Consider the following 17,188-nt stretch of genomic DNA (forward strand, 5'->3'; position numbering starts at 1 on the left):
ATACTCTCTTTGATCTACATCAAATGGATATTCATCTTTAAATTTAACTTTTACATGTAAGCTGTATCGTTTAAATTTGTGTCCTCCGTATTGTCCTTCTTTTACTGTTTCTGTATTTACTCCTGGTAATGTCGGTATATCCGCTACCACTATGGTACGTTCTTTGTTAGTTTGTGGGTCAGTATCTTTTACTTTCCTTATTTCAAAATTAGTTAATTTTTCTCCAGTTAAAGTATCTGTAACATACGCATCTAGTACTTCTAGGCGATAGTTTACTGGATCAACCAACATAGCATTCTTTTCCATATTTAATGGAATATTGTTCATTCTGTAGTCTACTTTATAACTAAATTCTTCTTGTACTTCTCCTAAATTTGCTGCATAAGATTGTCTTTTTGGTAAAATCGGATCTTGTATTTCACCTTTATCGTTTGATGCGTCTGTATCTGTAATTGATTTTTTTACATTTGGATAACAGTATTTAAGTGAGTTTACTTCTACTTTTTCAGTATCTTTTGAACCTATCTCATCAGTTTGGTAATCTCCTACTTTAAAACGTCCTACTAGTTGCCCTACTTCTCTTTGTTCTTTACCAGGAACATAATCATCTGGTGGAGTTTGTTCATCTTCTTCTTTTAATTCAGGTGCTTCTTCCGTTCTTACTAGTTCATAGTCGAATTTATTTTTTCCTGGATTAAACGCTGCTTCTGGCACTGAAATAGTAACTTTATTTCCTTCTTGTGAGACTTTTCCACGAATTTGCGTTTTACTATCAGTCAAATCTTCAACTACTTGTTTTTCATTTATAGTTACCGACTTAACTCTATATCCTTCAGTAACTGTAAATTCCCCATTAACATTTTCTTTTACTAAGGCATTTCCTACAGCAGAAAGAACCTTATTGGCAAATTCATCTATATTATTTTGTTCATTTACATAAAATGTAGCTTTTTTACCATTAACCATTTTATCAGGAGAGGCTATCGATTTTAATGCACTAGAAAAAATGTCTTGAACCGAATGATCATCACCAATATTTACACTAGTTCCTGAAAAACCTTCTTTATAAGCTGTGTAATACTGATTTTCTCTTGATAAACCAACAACATCTTCCCAAAAACCAACAACCACTGAGCCATTTTTCCCAACTGCCTCTTGAAGATCTTTCCCTACTTCAGACAATTCTTTAGCACGTGCAGTAATATTTTGAGATGCTTCTGTAGTCGTACTTAAATTCCACTGTGTACGCAAAATACTATTTCTCCAACCACTATATTGAATAACAACATTACCATTATCATCCATTACACCATTAGCTACACCATCTGTAATTACTAAAAATACAGTTTTTCGCTCATTTTTCATTTGTGCTTGACTAACAGTCACCTTATTTTTATAATCTTGAATTACTTTTTTGATAGCTGGTACTGTTGGTGTCCCGCCACCTACTACTATATTATCTATAAAATTGTGTATATCTCTTGAATTTGATACTAAACCTGTACTTTCTACTTTAAATTTTGTGCTATTTTCCCAAACTCCATATTGACTGTCCCCTGTGAAATTACTATCTGATTTATAAATATTTCTACTATAGTATGTATTACCATATCTATAATATGTTGTTTCATAATCATCGTAAATTCTATAACCATCTAATCCTTGAAAACTTGCCACCATAACTCTATCCGATGTTTCTTGATTATCAGTAAATACTAATCTTGGAGTTTCTGAATCATATTTATTAGCTTCTACTGGTGTAGTTAAAGTTTTTAATGCCTCTTTTACTCCACTTATAGTATTTTGAAAAGATCCACTTGCATCTTGTAATATTACCAAATCTATAGGTTTTCTAGGTAATTTCCAATTAGTTTCTTGTGTTGTTTTTATATTTAATTCACAACCATTTTGATGAATTTGTACATTTGCATCTTTTGAAGTAATATTAGTTACCTTACCTTCAGTACCAGTACTTTCAGCTTTTGCTGTATTTATTGGTTGAATATAGCCATTAAACATTGTAAAAATTAATGAAAAAGCTAAAAACGTTGAATATAACTTTTTCGATATATTTTTATATTTCATAATTTATCCTTTCTTATAAAATTTAAATCTCCCAAAAATTTATTTTTGTTTATCTTTTCTTCTAAGTGCAACCAATACACCTGCTGTCAAGAATACTACTATCCCTGCAAGAATATTGCTATTTACTTCTATCCCCGTATTTGGTAAAACTTTACTATCTATTTTTTTCAAAATGCGACTGTTAGATACTTCTGTCCCTGTTGCTTTTATTTTTTCAATATTTTCTTTCTCTTTTATCCCCATATATGTAACCTCATCTACTGGAGCAACCTCTACTTCTCTTTTAGTTTCAGTTCGTGAAGTTTCTTTTCCATCTTTGTAAGTCACTGTATATATTACTTTTGCTGTTCCTTCTACCCCTCGCTCTACTCTTGTTTTTTCTTTTTCAAGATTTGAGTCTTCTTTTTTCACTTTATTGTATGGTACTTTTACTGTTTGTACTTCTTCTTTAGTAGTTACTACTGGAGTTGTTGGAGTTGGATTAATACTTTTTTCTTTGGTTCCTACTAATACTACTCTATTAACTGGGGCTGTTGTCTGTTCTTCTTTTACTTTTTTTCTTGTTCCAGGTATTTCTTTTTCATTTTTAAATTCTGCTTCATAAGTTGTAGTCAGTATACCTTTTTTCCCTGCTGTTTTTTCTACCTTTTTACCTTTTTCTAATGTTAGGTCTTTTTCCTCTAATTCTTTAAACTCAATTTCTTTATTTTCAGTAAATTGTCTAATTTCAATTTTTTCAGGAATTTCTTTTGTCCCTACATATATAACTTCATCTACTGGAGCAACCTCTACTTCTCTTCTAGTTTCAGTTCGTGAAGTTTCTTTTCCATCTTTGTAAGTCACTGTATATGTTACTTTCGTTGCTCCTTCTACTCCTCGCTCTACTCTTGTTTTTCCTTTTTCAAGATTTGAGTCTTCTTTTTTCACTTTATTATATGGTACTTTTACTGTTTGTACTTCTTCTTTTATAGTGATTGCTGGAGCAATAGTATCTTCTTTTGCTCCAATAAGTTTAATTTCATATATTGGTTCTATTATTCTTGTTCGTTTTACTTCTTTACGACTGTCTTTTTGTTCCTCTCCATTTTTAAAGACAGTTTCGTATTCAACTGCATCTTGTCCTTTTTGACCTTCTTGTTGTATGTATACTTTACCTTTTTCTAAAGTTATATCTTCTACAGTTTTAATCTCAAAATCTACATCTTCTTTTACATAAATTTTTCTATTTTCGTATAAGTCTCCTGTCGGTGGCGTTGGATCTACTAAAGGCGATTTACCTAGCCAAGTTAGTATAGCATTATAACGAGAAATTAAAGCAGATCTTTTATTTTTATTTGTGATTTTTGATATTGCATTTAAACTCTCCGCATCATAATCTATAATTTCTCCAGCTTCTTTCTTATCATCATTATTCTTAACTTCTTCTAACTCTGAAATAATTCTCTCTGCATCTTTAATCAATTTAAGCTGCTGACTATCTGGAATATCCTCATCTGCGGGAATATTCTCCTCAGCAATAGCATAAGAATTCTTTGGAGTATCAACAGTTATCATTACTCCATTTAACAACAAAACTGTACCTGCAAAAATTGCAAGATTTTTTTTATTTTTCATTATTTATTCCTTTCATAATATCTTAATTTCAACACATATTTTCTCAAACAGAGAAGCGAGCGATAATTTTATTAAAAATCATCGCCTCGCTCCTTTATTTATGTGTTATAAATGCTAGTGATATAACTAGTTGTTAGATATATTTAAATTAATCTTTATATATTATAACTTATCTATATGAAATTAAGGTGAAATTATAGATTTTTTTAAAAATTTTATTTACTATTAGTAATAAATAAAAAAGACTACATCCATTGTTGTTTATTGAATGTAATCTCTTTTATAAGGTTATCTTTAATATTAACTTAATTTACTCTTTAATTAAGTTTTCAATTTCACTTTGTAAGGTATCTAAAGTTGTGTAATTAGCTGTATGTATTACTTTTACATCACCTTTTTTATTTGTAATATATGTGGTAGGAATAGATTTTACTTTTAAGATATCTGTTGTATTTTTTGATGTACGATAATACGGAAAATCATAATTGTTTTTTTTCATATATTCTGATGCTTTACTAACTGTCTCTCTTTCACCATCAACTGCATTTATTAAAACAAAGTTAACTTTATCTGAATATTTTTTATATAATTTTTGAATTTCTGGTAATTGTTTTTGACAATCAGGACACCAACTAGCCCATACCATAATGTATGTTGGCTTATCATTCATAAAATCAGAAATTTTCTTTTCTTGATTATCTTTATCTATAAATGATATTTCTGGTATTTTTTTATCTTTAAATTGTAAAAGCTCTTGTGAAATATTTTCTTCTTTTTTATTAACCGTATTTTTTGTTTCTTGCGAATATAAAAATATCGCTCCTACTGATATTATAATAAATATAAATGCCACAATAATAATATTTTTTTTCATTGTATACCTCTTCATTTCCTTTTAAATTTTAACTACTGACTATAATATTAATAAACAGCATTATTGTCAAGTATTATGATGTATTTATACTTAATAATTTGTATTTTTATGTTTTATTTATTATCTTCTTTTATTATTGGCTATTTATATCATTTTTTCATACAATTAGAATTACAAATTTCTTCATCTTTCTTCATCGTCTTTTCTTTCCTTAAAAATATATTGATTTTTTCCCTATCGTATGTGTTTTTCACTTTATTATGCGGTTAAAACTAGAGCATCCTCGTTGCTTCGCTCCTCGAAATTACTTCACAGGAGGTTATAACAGTCTGTCACTTTTGTGCATATTTACATGCGATAATCTTGACGAATCTTCGACTCTTAAAATTTTAACGTGTTTCTCGCAGTTTTGACTATACTTTCTTTTTCTCCTTTGAAAGTAAGTCTTCGTTGTGTACTTTGTACGTAAGAATTTTCTCGTACCTTTGGCACTTGAAATCCTAACGTACAAAGCAAAAAAGACTACCTTGCCTGGTAATCTTTTAAAGTATAATTAGATTTTAATTTTCAAAGGGACAAAAGGTATATCCTAGCACTTGCTAGGATACGTTAGAGCTAGACGTCGTAGCCTTTTACTACGCATTTCAAGCACTCTTTTGCCAAAAAAATTAGTTTAAATTGTTGTATGTGTTGTTTAGTTGTGTGTGTATGTAGTATGTGTTATTGTTGTATGAAAAATTTTTATTAAACTAATTCTATAATAGCTGTTTCTGCACCATCACCTTTACGTGGTCCTACACGTAAAATACGAGTGTATCCACCATTACGGTCTGCATATTTAGGTGCTACTTCTTCAAATAATTTTTTAAGAGCTAATTGACTCTTACCTTCTTCAGTTGCTACTGCAACAGGTTGGATAAACTTAGCTGCATTACGTCTTGCTGCTAAATCACCTTTTTTACCTAATGTAATCATTTTTTCTGCTAATGAACGAACTTCTTTCGCTCTAGTAACAGTTGTTTCAATTCTACCGTGTACAAGTAGAGCTGTTACTAAGTTTCTTAACATCGCTTTACGGTGAGCTGATGTACGTCCTAATTTTCTGTAACCCATTAGTGTGCCTCCTTGTTAGTTTTATTCTTCTTTAAAACCTAGTTCTAATTCTTGAAGTTTAATTTTAACTTCTTCTAACGATTTACGTCCTAGATTTCTTACTTTTATCATTTCTTGTTCTGTTTTGTTAGCTAATTCTTGAACAGTATTTATTCCTGCACGTTTTAAGCAGTTATAACTACGAACTGATAAATCAAGTTCTTCTATAGTCATTTCTAACATTTGAACTTTATTATCCTCTTCTTTAGCTATCAATATATCAGCAGCTTTTGCTTCTTCTGACATTTCCATAAATAATTCTAAATGAGAAATTAATATTTTTGATGCTAATGCTAAAGCATCGTTAGCTGTAATCGTACCATTTGTAGTAACATCTAAAATAAGTTTGTCAAAGTCTGTACTTTGTCCTACCCTAGTTTTTTCTACTGTGTAGTTAACTTTAGTTACTGGTGTATAAATTGAATCAATTGGAATAACACCGATTGGTAAGTCACGTCTTTTGTTTCCATCAGCTGGAACAAATCCACGACCTTTACCTACATAGATAAGCATCTCAAATTGTCCATCTTCAGCTACTGTTGCAATGTGTTGATCGGCATTGATTACTTCAATATCAGAATCAATAGCAATATCTTCTGCAGTAACTACTGCTGGACCTTTTACATTGATTGATACTATTTTTTCTTCATCAGAATGTACTTTAAAGGCAATATTTTTAACGTTCATAATAATTTCTGTAACGTCTTCTACTACACCTTTAATAGCCTGAAATTCATGTTGAACACCTTGAATATCTATACTTCTTGCTGCTGCTCCTGGTAATGATGAGATTAACATCCTTCTCAATGAATTACCTAATGTAGTTCCGTAACCACGTTCTAATGGTTCTACTACAAAGCGACCAAATCTTTTGTCTGTTGATTCTTCAATGATTTGAATTTTTGGTTTTTCTATTGCTAACATTATGTTAAACCTCCTAAATTTAGTCTACGCAATTATTATACACGACGACGTTTAGGTGGGCGACATCCATTGTGAGGAACTGGAGTTACGTCTTTGATTGATGTAACTTCTAATCCAGCAGATTGTAATGCACGAATAGCTGCTTCACGTCCTGCACCTGGACCTTTTACTGTTACATCTACATATTTCATTCCGTGTTCCATAGCTTGTTTTGCTGCTGCTTCACTTGCCATTTGTGCTGCGAATGGAGTAGATTTTCTAGAACCTTTGAATCCTAGTGCTCCTGCACTTGACCATGATACTGCGTTACCATGTTCATCTGTAATTGTTACTATTGAGTTATTAAATGTAGAACGAATGTGTGCTATACCGTTTTGTATATTTTTTTTCACACGACGTTTACGTGATTGTTGTTTACGAGCCATAGTTTTGTTTCTCCTCCTATCCTAATTATTTTTTCTTGTTCGCAACTGTTTTCTTAGGACCTTTTCTAGTACGAGAGTTATTTTTAGTATTTTGCCCTCTTACTGGAAGTCCACGACGGTGACGAATACCTCTATAACATCCGATTTCCATTAGACGTTTGATGTTTAATGAAACTTCACGACGAAGGTCACCTTCTGTTTTGTAGTTATCTACGATTTCACGAATTTTATCTAGTTGTTCACCTGATAAGTCTTTTACTCTTATATCTTCAGAAACTCCAGCTTCTTTTAAGATTTTTTGAGCAGTTTTTAAACCTATACCATATACATAAGTTAATGATATAACAACTCGTTTTTCACGAGGAATATCAACTCCTGCTATACGTGCCATTAAGTTTGCACCTCCTAATTAATTATCCTTGTTTTTGTTTATGTTTTGCGTTTTCGCAAATCACTAATACTTTACCACCACGACGAATTACTTTACATTTGTCACAGATTTTTTTTACTGATGGTCTTACTTTCATCGTTATTTCCTCCTTGAGTTTATAACTTACTTGAATCTATAAGTTATTCTACCTTTTGTCAGGTCATACGGACTCATTTCTACTGTAACTTTATCCCCTGGTAAAATTCTTATATAATTCATTCTGATTTTTCCAGAAACATGAGCTAAAATAATATGACCATTTTCTAATTCTACTTTAAACATTGCATTCGGCAAGTTTTCTACTACTAAACCTTCTACTTCAATGACATCTTTTGCCATATCTTTCCTCCCTGACTATTTTAGATTATCTAATACTTTTTGTACATCTTGGAAAACTACTTTGATGTCTTGATCACCATTAATATTTTCTACTACCCCCACTTTTTGACTGTAAAAGTCTAATAGTGGTTTAGTTTGTTTAATATTAACATCTAGGCGATTTTGTACAGTTTCTTCATTATCATCACTTCTTTGATATAGTTCTCCACCATCTTTATCACAAACACCTTCAACTTTTGTTGGGTTGAAGATTAGGTGATAAGTTGTTCCACATTGCTTGCAAATTCTTCTTCCTGTTAATCTTGGTAACAAGATAGACGGATCTACATCAATGTTTAACACTTTGTCAATTTTTCTACTAGTTTTTGCTAAAATTTTATCAAGGGCCTCAGCTTGTTCTACTGTTCTTGGAAAACCGTCAAGTAAAAAGCCTTCTTTTGCATCTTCTTGATTCAATCTTTCTTCAACTAATCCTATAGTTACACTGTCAGGAACTAATTGTCCTTTATCAATATAACTTTTTGCTTCTTTTCCAAGCGGTGTCTCATTTTTAATAGCAGCTCTGAACATATCTCCTGTTGAAATATGTGGAATTGGATAATTCTCTTTGATTTGATCTGCTTGAGTTCCTTTTCCCGCTCCTGGTAATCCCATTAATATAATATTCATCATAATTATTTACCACCTTTTCCACCAGTAATGAAACTTCTGTAGTTTCTATCTGTTAATTGAGTATTAAGTTGCTTAACTGTCTCTAGTGCTACACTGACAACAATTATTAAACTTGTTCCACCTATATGAACAGATGCTGGTAGTTTGGCTAAGTTAGTGAATATTGTTGGAAGAACCGAAACAGCTGCTAGGAATATTGAACCTACAAACGTCAGTCTGTATAAAATACCTGTAATGTATTCTTCAGTTTTTTTACCTGGTCTAACCCCTGGAACAAAACTTCCTTGTTTTCTTAAATTATCTGCCATTTTTTCTGGATTAACTTGTACCATTACATAGAAGTAACAGAACGCTATGATTAAAGCTACATATAAAGTTAGTCCAACCCAATGACTAAAATCGAAATAAGCCACAATTTTTTGTAACTTTTGGTTATTTGGTGCAAAAATTGCAATTGTTCTAGGTAATTGTAAAAATGCTATAGCAAAAATTACTGGAATAACCCCCGCACTGTTTACACGAAGTGGTAAGAATGTTGAACGTGATCCTAGCATTCTACGCCCAGCTCTTGCTTGAGAATATTGAATAGGAATTTTACGAATAGCTTCTTGCATAAATACAACTGCTGCTACTATTCCTATAACTATAACTCCAACAATCACTACTTTTAAAATAGCTAATGTTAAATTCTCTGCATCTTTAATTTGTGATTGATAAATTTGTACAAATTCCATAGGCATACGTGCAATAATACCCGCTAAGATAATAATAGATACACCATTACCTACACCATATTGTGAAATTTGATCACCTAACCAAAGTAGTAAAGCAGTACCTGCTGTTAATACTAAGGCTACTGTAATAAATCCTAATACTGAAGTATCTTTAATTAATCCACTATAAGCCTTATTGAATCCGTAAGACATAATTAGTGATTGTATAAATGCTAAAATAATAGCTAATACTCTAGTCAATTTTTGTGTTTTTTTCTGACCTACTTCTCCTTGTTTTGACCACTCTGTTAAAGTAGGAATAACATCCATTTGCATAAGTTGAATTACGATAGATGCTGTAATGTAAGGCATAATACCCATAGCAAATACAGAAAATTGTTGTAATGCTCCTCCTGCAAATGTGTTAAATATACCAAATAATCCTGATGCATCTTGATTTTTTAAAACATCTGCATCAACTCCTGGTATTGGTAAAAATGAACCAATACGGAATAAAAATATACCAAATAAGGTAAATAATATTTTGTTTCGAGTTTCTTTAACTCTAAACAAATTTAGCGCTGCACCAAACATTATAGCACCTCGCAGACTCCACCAGCTGCTTCAATAGCTTCTTTTGCTGAAGATGAGAATTTATGAGCTTGAACAGTTAATTTTTTCTCTAATTTTCCGTTAGCTAATACTTTAACACCTGAAAGTTCTTTTTTAATAACTTTTTCTTCTAGTAATAAAGCAGGTGATACTACTGTTCCCTCTTCAAATTTATTTAAATCCGCTAGATTAACAACTGCATACTCTTTTCTGTTGATATTGTTAAATCCACGTTTTGGAATACGTCTGAATAGTGGATTTTGTCCACCTTCAAATCCTGGGCGAACTCCACCGCCACTACGTGCTTTTTGTCCTTTTTGACCGCGACCACTTGTTTTACCATTTCCTGATCCAATCCCACGACCTACTCTATTACGTTCTTTACGAGAACCTTCAACTGGTTGTAATTCATGTAATTTCATTTAGACTAGCACCTCCTTGTATTAATAATTATTTTTCTTCTACTGTCACTAAGTGTGAAACTTTATTAATCATACCACGAATCGCAGCATTATCTTTGTGTTCTACTGTTTGGTGCATTTTTTTTAGACCAAGAGCTTCAACAACTTTTCTTTGATTCTTTGGACGACCAATAGTACTACGAGTTAGGGTTACTTTTAATGTCATTTTCTTGTCCCTCCTCTTATCCTAATAATTCTTCTACAGATTTTCCACGTAAAGCAGCTACATGTTCTACTGTTTGTAATCTTGTTAATCCTTCGATTGTAGCACGAACCATGTTAATTGGTGTGTTAGAACCTAGAGATTTTGATAAGATATTTGAAATACCTGATAATTCTAATACGGCACGAACTGGACCACCGGCAATAACCCCAGTACCAGGTGCAGCTGGTTTAATTAATACTGAACCTGCTCCAAATTGACCAGTGATTTCGTGAGGTATTGTTCCATTAACTACTGGTACAGTAATTAAATTGTGTTTTGCAGCTTCAACTGCTTTTTTAATTGCATCTGGTACTTCTTGAGCTTTACCAGTACCAAATCCCACGCGACCATTTTTGTCACCTACTACTACTAAAGCAGAGAAACGAAAACGACGTCCACCTTTAACAACTTTAGCTACACGACGAACGGCAACTACGCGTTCTTCAAATTCTTTTTTGATTTCTTCTTGACGCATCTACTTATTTCCCTCCTTTATTAGAATACTAGTCCGTTTTCACGTGCTGCTTCAGCTAATGCTTTAACACGTCCGTGATATAAGTATCCTCCACGGTCGAAAACAACTTTTGTAATTCCTTTTTCTTTTGCTACTTCTGCGATTAGTTTTCCAACTTCTTTAGCTGCTTCTACACTTGATTTTGATACATTTTCAAGTTTTAATGAAGATGCTTGTGCTAATGTAACACCTTTAGTGTCATCAATGATTTGTGCATAAATATTTGTGTTTGAACGATATACGTTTAAACGTGGTACTTCAGCAGTTCCTTGAACTTTAACGCGTACTCTTGCGTGTCTTTTTTTACGAACTTTATTTTTATCAAGTTTCGTAATCATATTTGAAACACTCCTTTCTGTTATCTATTATTTACCAGTTTTTCCTTCTTTACGGCGTACATACTCACCAACATAGCGAATACCTTTACCTTTATAAGGTTCTGGAGGACGTACTGCACGAACTTTAGCAGCGTATTGTCCTACTACTTCTTTGTTAATTCCTTCGATACTAACTTTAGTGTTTCCTTCAACACCTAATTTAATTCCGTCAATTTCTTCGAATTCAACTGGATGAGAATACCCAACACTTAGTACTAATTTTTTACCTTGCATTTGAGCACGGTATCCAACCCCGATTAACTCAAGTTCTTTTTTGAATCCATTAGAAACTCCCTCAACCATGTTTGCTAAAATAGCACGAGTTGTTCCGTGTACTGTACGGTGGCGTTTTGAGTCTGATGGACGTACTACTGTGATTTCATTTTCTTCAATGTTGAAAGTCATGTCTTTATCAAATTGTTGTTTTAATTCACCTTTAGGTCCTTTTACTGTTGCGAAGTTATCAGCTATGTTAACTTCAACACCTGCAGGTATTGTAATAACTTTATTACCTATACGTGACATTTAATTGGCACCTCCTTATATTATTACCAGATGTAAGCTAATACTTCTCCACCTGTGTTATTTTTACGAGCAACTTTATCAGTTACAACTCCATTTGAAGTTGATACGATTGCTATTCCTAGTCCATTTAATACTCTTGGCAGTTCATCTGCTTTAGCATAAACACGTAAACCAGGTTTTGAAATTCTTTTAATTCCTTTAATTACTCTTTCACCTTTAGAGTATTTTAGAGAAATTTTGATTATTCCTTGTTTGTTATCTTCGATGTATTCTACATCTTTGATGAAACCTTCTTGTTTTAATATTTCTGCAATTTGCTTTTTAATATTTGACGCAGGTAATTCTAATGTTTCGTGTTTTACCATATTAGCATTACGAATACGTGTTAGCATATCTGCGATAGGATCTGTCATTGTCATTAGGATAAATCCTCCTTTCTTCTACTAATATATTACCAACTTGCTTTTTTAACTCCAGGAATTTGTCCTTTGTAAGCTAATTCACGGAATTTAATACGGCTGATTCCAAATTTCCCAATGTATCCGTGAGGACGTCCAGTTATGCTACAACGATTGTGTAATCTAGCTGGTGCTGAGTTTTTAGGAAGTTTACTAAGTCCGATGTAATCGCCTTTAGCTTTTAATTCCGCTCTTTTAGCTGCATATTTATCAACTAACTTTTGGCGTTTAAGTTCACGCTCTACCATTGCTTTTTTAGCCATGTATATTACCTCACCTTTCTTATTTTGCGAATGGCATTCCACAAAGTGCTAGTAACTCACGAGCTTCTTCGTCTGTGTTAGCTGTAGTTACTATTACGATGTCCATACCACGTACTTTACTTACTTTATCGTAATCAATTTCAGGGAAAATTAATTGTTCTTTAACTCCTAGTGTGTAGTTACCACGACCATCAAATGCTTTTTTAGAAACACCATGGAAGTCACGTACACGTGGAAGTGCAACTGTTACTAATTTGTCAAAGAATTCATACATTCTTTCTCCACGCAAAGTAACTTTAGCTCCGATTGGCATACCTTCACGTAGTCTGTAAGTAGCGATTGATTTTTTAGCTCTTGTGATTAATGGTTTTTGTCCAGAAATTAAAGCTAATTCAGCTACTGCATTATCTAGGGCTTTTGAGTTTTGAACTGCATCACCCACACCCATATTAATTACTATTTTTTCAATTTTTGGTACTTGCATTACGCTTTTGTACTCAAATTTTGTCATTAATTCTTTTGTTATCTCAGATTTAAATTTATCTTCTAAACGAGTCATCTAAAATAGTGCCTCCTTTCTTCAACTACTTATTATATTTCTTTTCCTGATTTTTTAGAGATACGTACTTTTTTACCATCTTTAATTTCGAAACCTACTCTTGTTGGTTTCCCAGTTTCAGGATCTTGTAACATTACGTTTGATACGTGAATTGCTGCTTCTTTTTCAATGATTCCACCTTGAGGTGCATCTTGTGAATTCTTAACGTGTTTTTTAATAATGTTAACACCTTCAACAACCACGCGGTCTTTTTTAGGTTGTGCTTCGATTACTGTTCCAACTTTACCTTTATCTTTACCAGTAATTACTACAACTTTATCACCTTTTTTAATGAACATTTCTTGCTAACCTCCTTCTTTGCTGTACTTTTTTTATTATAATACTTCTGGAGCTAGTGATACGATTTTCATGTAGTTACCGTCTCTTAATTCACGAGCAACTGGTCCGAAAATACGTGTACCACGTGGGCTCTTATCATCACGGATAATTACACAAGCATTTTCATCAAATTTTATATATGAACCGTCATTACGACGAGCTCCTGTTTTTGTACGAACGATTACGGCTTTAACTACATCACCTTTTTTAACAACTCCACCTGGTGTTGCTTTCTTAACAGAACATACAATTACGTCACCAATATTAGCAACTTTACGCCCTGAACCACCTAGAACTTTAATTGTTAAAACTTCTTTTGCTCCTGAGTTATCAGCCACTTTTAAGCGTGTTTCTTGTTGAATCATGCGCTTTTTGCCTCCTTCTTAGGGTTTATCCTAGTTTTATTAAATAATAACTGCTTCTTCTACTACTTCTACTAAACGGAAGTTTTTAGTTGCAGATAATGGACGAGTTTCCATTATTTTAACGATATCGTTTAATTTTGCTACATTATTTTCATCATGTGCTTTGAATTTTTTAGAATATTTTACACGTTTACCGTATAGAGGATGTTTTTTATATGTTTCTACTAAAACTGTGATAGTTTTATCCATTTTATCAGAAACTACTTTTCCAACGTAAACTTTTCTATCATTTCTCTCAGTCATGTTTGCCTCCTATATTATTTATTCGCTAATTCTCTCTCGCGAATAACAGTTTTCATACGAGCGATTGATTTTCTAACTTGACTAATACGAGCTGTATTTTCTAATTGACCTGTTGCCAATTGGAAGCGTAAGTTGAAAAGCTCTTCTTTAAGTTCTTTGATTTTTGTTTCTAACTCTTGTGAAGTTAATTCTCTAATCATAGATTTGAATTCATTTGTTTTCATTATGCTTCACCACCTGTTTCTTCACGTTTTACAAATTTACATTTAACAGGTAACTTGTGAGATGCAAGTCTTAGAGCTTCACGTGCAACTTCTTCACTTACTCCAGCAACTTCGAACATCACTCTACCTGGTTTTACTATTGCAACCCATCCTTCTACTGCACCTTTACCAGATCCCATACGAACTTCTAAAGGTTTTTTAGTATAAGGCATGTGAGGGAAGATTTTAATCCAAACTTTACCACCACGTTTCATATAACGAGTCATCGCAATACGAGCAGCTTCAATTTGGCGAGAAGTAACTCTTGCTGCTGTAGTAGCTTGTAATCCATATTCACCAAAATCTACTACGTTTCCGCCTTTAGATTTACCTTTTGTTGATTGTCTGTGTTGACGACGATATTTAACACGTTTAGGCATTAACATAAATTAGTTACCTCCTTTTTCAGATTTCTTAGTTGGTAATACTTCACCACGGTTAATCCAAACTTTAACTCCAAGTTTACCATAAGTTGTATCTGCTTCTTCATGAGCATAGTCGATGTCAGCTCTTAATGTGTGTAGTGGCACTGAACCTTCTGAATAGTGCTCTGCACGAGCGATATCTGCTCCACCAAGACGACCTGATACTTGAGTTTTAATTCCTTTAGCTCCTGCTCTCATAGCTCTTTGGATAGCTTGTTTTTGAGCACGACGGAATGATACACGAGCTTCTAATTGACGAGCGATATTTTCAGCTACCAATTTAGCATCGATATCAACTTTTTTAATTTCAACTACATTAATGTGTACTCTTTTTCCAGTTAATTTATTTAACTCTAATCTTAATTTATCAATTTCAGAACCACCTTTACCAATAACCATACCTGGTTTACCAGTGTGTACTGAAATGTTTACTTTCTTATCAAATCTTTCAATTTCAACTTTAGAAACTGAAGCGTCTTTTAATTTTTTACTGATGAACTCACGGATTTTGAAGTCTTCGTGTAAGTTAGCAGCGAAATCTTTTTCCGCATACCATTTTGAATCCCAATCACGAATCACCCCAACACGTAAGCCTATTGGATGTACTTTTTGACCCACAGTTTGTAGCCTCCTTTTACTAGTTTAGCTTTAAATTTCTTAATTTTAATTATTTGTTATCACTTAAAACGATAGTGATATGACTTGTTCTTTTGTTAATTGAACTTGCAGCACCTTTTGCTCTTGGACGGAATCTTTTTAGAGTTGGTCCTTCATTTGCAAATGCTTCTGATACTACTAAGTCTTCTACATTCATTCCATAATTGTGTTCAGCGTTAGCAGCAGCTGATTTTATAACTTTTGCCACTGGTAATGAAGCTGCTTTAGTTGTGAATTCTAAAATTCCTAATGCTTCGCCCACTTTTTTTCCACGTACTAAGTCTAATACTAATCTTACCTTACGAGGAGCGATGCGGACTGTCTTAGCGATTGCTTTTGACTCCATGAATGTGCCTCCTTGATTTTTCTAATTTCTATAATTATCTTCTTGTTTTTCTGTCATCTGCTGCGTGACCTTTGTAAGTTCTTGTTGGTGCAAATTCACCTAATTTATGTCCTACCATATCTTCAGTCACATATACAGGTACATGTTTTCTTCCATCATACACTGCAAAAGTAAATCCTATAAATGATGGGAAGATTGTTGAACGACGAGACCAAGTTTTGATTACTTGTTTTTTCTCTTGTTCGCTCATTTTTTCAACTTTTGCTAATAAGTGGTGATCAGCGAATGGTCCTTTTTTTAAACTACGAGCCATTTTGTTATCTCCTTTCCGATACTTTGCATACTTAGGTCTTTGGTAAAGAGCACTTGCTCCTCACCAACTAACCTTTGTTTCGTTTTATTATTTATTTCTAGCACGTACGATAAATTTGTTTGAACGAGCTTTTTTAGAACGAGTTTTCTTACCAAGTGTAGGTTTACCCCATGGTGACATTGGTGATTTACGTCCAATTGATGTACGCCCTTCACCACCACCGTGTGGGTGGTCGTTCGGGTTCATAACAGATCCACGTACAGTAGGTCTTTTACCTAACCAACGAGTTCTACCGGCTTTACCAATATTTACTAGTCCATGTTGTTCGTTACCAACTTCACCGATTGTCGCACGGCAAGTTGCTAAGATCATTCTTACTTCTCCTGATTTCAAACGAACTAATACATATTTACCTTCTTTACCAAGTACTTGAGCACTTGCTCCAGCTGAACGCACTAATTGTCCACCTTTACCAGGTTTTAATTCGATATTATGAATTAATGTCCCTACTGGGATATTTGCTAATGGTAGTGCATTACCTACTTTAATATCAGCATCTTGACCAGATACTATAATTTGTCCTACTTCTAATTCTTTAGGAGCAATGATGTATCTTTTTTCTCCATCTACATAGTGTAATAATGCGATGTTTGCTGAACGATTTGGATCGTACTCGATTGTAGCAACTTTTGCTGGTACGTTGTCTTTATTTCTTTTGAAGTCAATAATACGGTATTGTTTTTTGTGTCCTCCACCATTGTGACGAACAGTAATTTTACCTTGGTTATTTCTTCCCGCTTTTTTCGGTAGCGGCGCTAATAATGACTTTTCTGGTTTGCTTGTTGTAATTTCTGCAAAGTCTAATGATGTCATATTACGACGACCATTAGTAATAGCTTTATATACTTTAATAGCCATTTGTCATTTTTCCTCCTT

At 33.1% G+C, this 17,188-nt stretch carries 28 protein-coding genes; all 28 read right to left on the reverse strand.

Features of this window, described 5'->3' with window-relative positions; translation table 11 throughout:
- Positions 1–2,085, reverse strand: a 2,085-nt coding sequence (locus H612_RS08940; protein WP_169515553.1) for a vWA domain-containing protein, incomplete at its 3' end; no start/stop codon positions are given.
- A 39-nt stretch (positions 2,086–2,124) separates the two neighbouring features.
- A complete protein-coding gene (locus H612_RS0102140; RefSeq protein ID WP_027129970.1) occupies positions 2,125–3,699 on the reverse strand; it encodes a G5 domain-containing protein in 1,575 nt (524 codons plus the stop codon).
- 310 nt (positions 3,700–4,009) lie between these two features.
- Entirely contained in the window at positions 4,010–4,573 is a 564-nt protein-coding gene (locus H612_RS08945; protein WP_051210098.1) for a TlpA family protein disulfide reductase, read from the reverse strand.
- Positions 4,574–5,317: 744 nt separating this feature from the next.
- The gene (rplQ, locus tag H612_RS0102150) at positions 5,318–5,686 is read right to left on the reverse strand and encodes a 50S ribosomal protein L17 (protein WP_003144119.1); all 369 of its coding nucleotides are present in this window, start codon (positions 5,684–5,686) and stop codon (positions 5,318–5,320) included.
- A gap of 21 nt (positions 5,687–5,707) precedes the next feature.
- On the reverse strand, positions 5,708–6,649 hold the full coding sequence (locus H612_RS0102155) for a DNA-directed RNA polymerase subunit alpha (protein ID WP_027129971.1): 942 nt from the start codon (positions 6,647–6,649) through the stop codon (positions 5,708–5,710).
- A gap of 35 nt (positions 6,650–6,684) precedes the next feature.
- Positions 6,685–7,074: a 30S ribosomal protein S11 gene (gene rpsK, locus H612_RS0102160; RefSeq protein WP_006364578.1), complete on the reverse strand. Its 390-nt coding sequence runs from the start codon at positions 7,072–7,074 to the stop codon at positions 6,685–6,687.
- Between the two features lie 25 nt (positions 7,075–7,099).
- Positions 7,100–7,465 (reverse strand): 30S ribosomal protein S13, encoded by a 366-nt coding sequence (gene rpsM, locus H612_RS0102165; protein WP_004633585.1) that lies wholly within the window; start codon positions 7,463–7,465, stop codon positions 7,100–7,102.
- A 22-nt stretch (positions 7,466–7,487) separates the two neighbouring features.
- The gene (gene rpmJ / locus H612_RS0102170; protein WP_003144208.1) at positions 7,488–7,601 is read right to left on the reverse strand and encodes a 50S ribosomal protein L36; all 114 of its coding nucleotides are present in this window, start codon (positions 7,599–7,601) and stop codon (positions 7,488–7,490) included.
- Positions 7,602–7,627: 26 nt separating this feature from the next.
- On the reverse strand, positions 7,628–7,843 hold the full coding sequence (gene infA / locus H612_RS0102175; protein WP_003144387.1) for a translation initiation factor IF-1: 216 nt from the start codon (positions 7,841–7,843) through the stop codon (positions 7,628–7,630).
- Positions 7,844–7,858: 15 nt separating this feature from the next.
- On the reverse strand, positions 7,859–8,512 hold the full coding sequence (locus H612_RS0102180) for an adenylate kinase (RefSeq protein ID WP_027129972.1): 654 nt from the start codon (positions 8,510–8,512) through the stop codon (positions 7,859–7,861).
- Between the two features lie 5 nt (positions 8,513–8,517).
- A complete protein-coding gene (secY, locus tag H612_RS0102185; RefSeq protein WP_027129973.1) occupies positions 8,518–9,822 on the reverse strand; it encodes a preprotein translocase subunit SecY in 1,305 nt (434 codons plus the stop codon).
- Positions 9,822–10,262, reverse strand: coding sequence for a 50S ribosomal protein L15 (rplO, locus tag H612_RS0102190; RefSeq protein WP_027129974.1), 441 nt, complete (start codon positions 10,260–10,262; stop codon positions 9,822–9,824). The genes secY and rplO overlap by 1 nt, the downstream gene beginning before the upstream one ends.
- 28 nt (positions 10,263–10,290) lie before the next feature.
- Positions 10,291–10,467, reverse strand: coding sequence for a 50S ribosomal protein L30 (gene rpmD, locus H612_RS0102195; protein WP_003144406.1), 177 nt, complete (start codon positions 10,465–10,467; stop codon positions 10,291–10,293).
- Between the two features lie 16 nt (positions 10,468–10,483).
- Positions 10,484–10,981 carry a 30S ribosomal protein S5 gene (rpsE, locus tag H612_RS0102200; protein ID WP_027129975.1) on the reverse strand — a complete coding sequence of 166 codons (498 nt, stop codon included), beginning with the start codon at positions 10,979–10,981 and terminating at the stop codon, positions 10,484–10,486.
- 20 nt (positions 10,982–11,001) lie between these two features.
- Entirely contained in the window at positions 11,002–11,358 is a 357-nt protein-coding gene (rplR, locus tag H612_RS0102205; RefSeq protein WP_027129976.1) for a 50S ribosomal protein L18, read from the reverse strand.
- Between the two features lie 27 nt (positions 11,359–11,385).
- On the reverse strand, positions 11,386–11,922 hold the full coding sequence (gene rplF, locus H612_RS0102210; RefSeq protein ID WP_027129977.1) for a 50S ribosomal protein L6: 537 nt from the start codon (positions 11,920–11,922) through the stop codon (positions 11,386–11,388).
- A 23-nt stretch (positions 11,923–11,945) separates the two neighbouring features.
- Complete coding sequence (rpsH, locus tag H612_RS0102215) at positions 11,946–12,341, reverse strand: 30S ribosomal protein S8 (protein WP_006364587.1); 396 nt, start codon at positions 12,339–12,341, stop codon at positions 11,946–11,948.
- A 32-nt stretch (positions 12,342–12,373) separates the two neighbouring features.
- Entirely contained in the window at positions 12,374–12,643 is a 270-nt protein-coding gene (rpsN, locus tag H612_RS0102220) for a 30S ribosomal protein S14 (RefSeq protein WP_003144337.1), read from the reverse strand.
- A gap of 19 nt (positions 12,644–12,662) precedes the next feature.
- Positions 12,663–13,202 (reverse strand): 50S ribosomal protein L5, encoded by a 540-nt coding sequence (rplE, locus tag H612_RS0102225; protein WP_027129978.1) that lies wholly within the window; start codon positions 13,200–13,202, stop codon positions 12,663–12,665.
- A 32-nt stretch (positions 13,203–13,234) separates the two neighbouring features.
- Positions 13,235–13,540, reverse strand: a complete 306-nt coding sequence (gene rplX, locus H612_RS0102230; RefSeq protein WP_027129979.1) for a 50S ribosomal protein L24 — start codon at positions 13,538–13,540, stop codon at positions 13,235–13,237.
- 36 nt (positions 13,541–13,576) lie between these two features.
- Entirely contained in the window at positions 13,577–13,945 is a 369-nt protein-coding gene (gene rplN, locus H612_RS0102235; protein ID WP_021753546.1) for a 50S ribosomal protein L14, read from the reverse strand.
- Positions 13,946–13,984: 39 nt separating this feature from the next.
- Entirely contained in the window at positions 13,985–14,248 is a 264-nt protein-coding gene (gene rpsQ / locus H612_RS0102240; RefSeq protein ID WP_003144356.1) for a 30S ribosomal protein S17, read from the reverse strand.
- Positions 14,249–14,262: 14 nt separating this feature from the next.
- Positions 14,263–14,472 carry a 50S ribosomal protein L29 gene (gene rpmC / locus H612_RS0102245; protein WP_003144404.1) on the reverse strand — a complete coding sequence of 70 codons (210 nt, stop codon included), beginning with the start codon at positions 14,470–14,472 and terminating at the stop codon, positions 14,263–14,265.
- Positions 14,472–14,897 (reverse strand): 50S ribosomal protein L16, encoded by a 426-nt coding sequence (gene rplP, locus H612_RS0102250; protein ID WP_003147629.1) that lies wholly within the window; start codon positions 14,895–14,897, stop codon positions 14,472–14,474. Before rplP ends, rpmC begins: the two co-directional genes overlap by 1 nt.
- A gap of 3 nt (positions 14,898–14,900) precedes the next feature.
- On the reverse strand, positions 14,901–15,554 hold the full coding sequence (rpsC, locus tag H612_RS0102255) for a 30S ribosomal protein S3 (protein WP_027129980.1): 654 nt from the start codon (positions 15,552–15,554) through the stop codon (positions 14,901–14,903).
- 49 nt (positions 15,555–15,603) lie between these two features.
- Positions 15,604–15,939: a 50S ribosomal protein L22 gene (gene rplV / locus H612_RS0102260; RefSeq protein ID WP_027129981.1), complete on the reverse strand. Its 336-nt coding sequence runs from the start codon at positions 15,937–15,939 to the stop codon at positions 15,604–15,606.
- A 34-nt stretch (positions 15,940–15,973) separates the two neighbouring features.
- On the reverse strand, positions 15,974–16,252 hold the full coding sequence (gene rpsS, locus H612_RS0102265; RefSeq protein WP_027129982.1) for a 30S ribosomal protein S19: 279 nt from the start codon (positions 16,250–16,252) through the stop codon (positions 15,974–15,976).
- 87 nt (positions 16,253–16,339) lie between these two features.
- A complete protein-coding gene (gene rplB / locus H612_RS0102270) occupies positions 16,340–17,170 on the reverse strand; it encodes a 50S ribosomal protein L2 (protein WP_027129983.1) in 831 nt (276 codons plus the stop codon).
- Positions 17,171–17,188: the final 18 nt, after the last annotated feature.

Source organism: Gemella cuniculi DSM 15828 (genome assembly GCF_000425665.1).
Classification (GTDB): Bacteria; Bacillota; Bacilli; order Staphylococcales; family Gemellaceae; genus Gemella; species Gemella cuniculi.

Excerpts from the sequence above, each read along its gene's own strand:
- H612_RS0102140 (WP_027129970.1), bottom strand. The coding sequence starts at position 3,699 with ATGAAAAATAAAAAAAATCTTGCAATTTTTGCAGGTACAGTTTTGTTG.
- H612_RS08945 (WP_051210098.1), bottom strand. The coding sequence starts at position 4,573 with ATGAAAAAAAATATTATTATTGTGGCATTTATATTTATTATAATATCA.
- rplQ (WP_003144119.1), bottom strand. The coding sequence starts at position 5,686 with ATGGGTTACAGAAAATTAGGACGTACATCAGCTCACCGTAAAGCGATG.
- H612_RS0102155 (WP_027129971.1), bottom strand. The coding sequence starts at position 6,649 with ATGTTAGCAATAGAAAAACCAAAAATTCAAATCATTGAAGAATCAACA.
- rpsK (WP_006364578.1), bottom strand. The coding sequence starts at position 7,074 with ATGGCTCGTAAACAACAATCACGTAAACGTCGTGTGAAAAAAAATATA.
- rpsM (WP_004633585.1), bottom strand. The coding sequence starts at position 7,465 with ATGGCACGTATAGCAGGAGTTGATATTCCTCGTGAAAAACGAGTTGTT.
- rpmJ (WP_003144208.1), bottom strand. The coding sequence starts at position 7,601 with ATGAAAGTAAGACCATCAGTAAAAAAAATCTGTGACAAATGTAAAGTA.
- infA (WP_003144387.1), bottom strand. The coding sequence starts at position 7,843 with ATGGCAAAAGATGTCATTGAAGTAGAAGGTTTAGTAGTAGAAAACTTG.
- H612_RS0102180 (WP_027129972.1), bottom strand. The coding sequence starts at position 8,512 with ATGAATATTATATTAATGGGATTACCAGGAGCGGGAAAAGGAACTCAA.
- secY (WP_027129973.1), bottom strand. The coding sequence starts at position 9,822 with ATGTTTGGTGCAGCGCTAAATTTGTTTAGAGTTAAAGAAACTCGAAAC.
- rplO (WP_027129974.1), bottom strand. The coding sequence starts at position 10,262 with ATGAAATTACATGAATTACAACCAGTTGAAGGTTCTCGTAAAGAACGT.
- rpmD (WP_003144406.1), bottom strand. The coding sequence starts at position 10,467 with ATGACATTAAAAGTAACCCTAACTCGTAGTACTATTGGTCGTCCAAAG.
- rpsE (WP_027129975.1), bottom strand. The coding sequence starts at position 10,981 with ATGCGTCAAGAAGAAATCAAAAAAGAATTTGAAGAACGCGTAGTTGCC.
- rplR (WP_027129976.1), bottom strand. The coding sequence starts at position 11,358 with ATGATTACGAAACTTGATAAAAATAAAGTTCGTAAAAAAAGACACGCA.
- rplF (WP_027129977.1), bottom strand. The coding sequence starts at position 11,922 with ATGTCACGTATAGGTAATAAAGTTATTACAATACCTGCAGGTGTTGAA.
- rpsH (WP_006364587.1), bottom strand. The coding sequence starts at position 12,341 with ATGACAATGACAGATCCTATCGCAGATATGCTAACACGTATTCGTAAT.
- rpsN (WP_003144337.1), bottom strand. The coding sequence starts at position 12,643 with ATGGCTAAAAAAGCAATGGTAGAGCGTGAACTTAAACGCCAAAAGTTA.
- rplE (WP_027129978.1), bottom strand. The coding sequence starts at position 13,202 with ATGACTCGTTTAGAAGATAAATTTAAATCTGAGATAACAAAAGAATTA.
- rplX (WP_027129979.1), bottom strand. The coding sequence starts at position 13,540 with ATGTTCATTAAAAAAGGTGATAAAGTTGTAGTAATTACTGGTAAAGAT.
- rplN (WP_021753546.1), bottom strand. The coding sequence starts at position 13,945 with ATGATTCAACAAGAAACACGCTTAAAAGTGGCTGATAACTCAGGAGCA.
- rpsQ (WP_003144356.1), bottom strand. The coding sequence starts at position 14,248 with ATGACTGAGAGAAATGATAGAAAAGTTTACGTTGGAAAAGTAGTTTCT.
- rpmC (WP_003144404.1), bottom strand. The coding sequence starts at position 14,472 with ATGAAAACAAATGAATTCAAATCTATGATTAGAGAATTAACTTCACAA.
- rplP (WP_003147629.1), bottom strand. The coding sequence starts at position 14,897 with ATGTTAATGCCTAAACGTGTTAAATATCGTCGTCAACACAGACAATCA.
- rplV (WP_027129981.1), bottom strand. The coding sequence starts at position 15,939 with ATGGAGTCAAAAGCAATCGCTAAGACAGTCCGCATCGCTCCTCGTAAG.
- rpsS (WP_027129982.1), bottom strand. The coding sequence starts at position 16,252 with ATGGCTCGTAGTTTAAAAAAAGGACCATTCGCTGATCACCACTTATTA.
- rplB (WP_027129983.1), bottom strand. The coding sequence starts at position 17,170 with ATGGCTATTAAAGTATATAAAGCTATTACTAATGGTCGTCGTAATATG.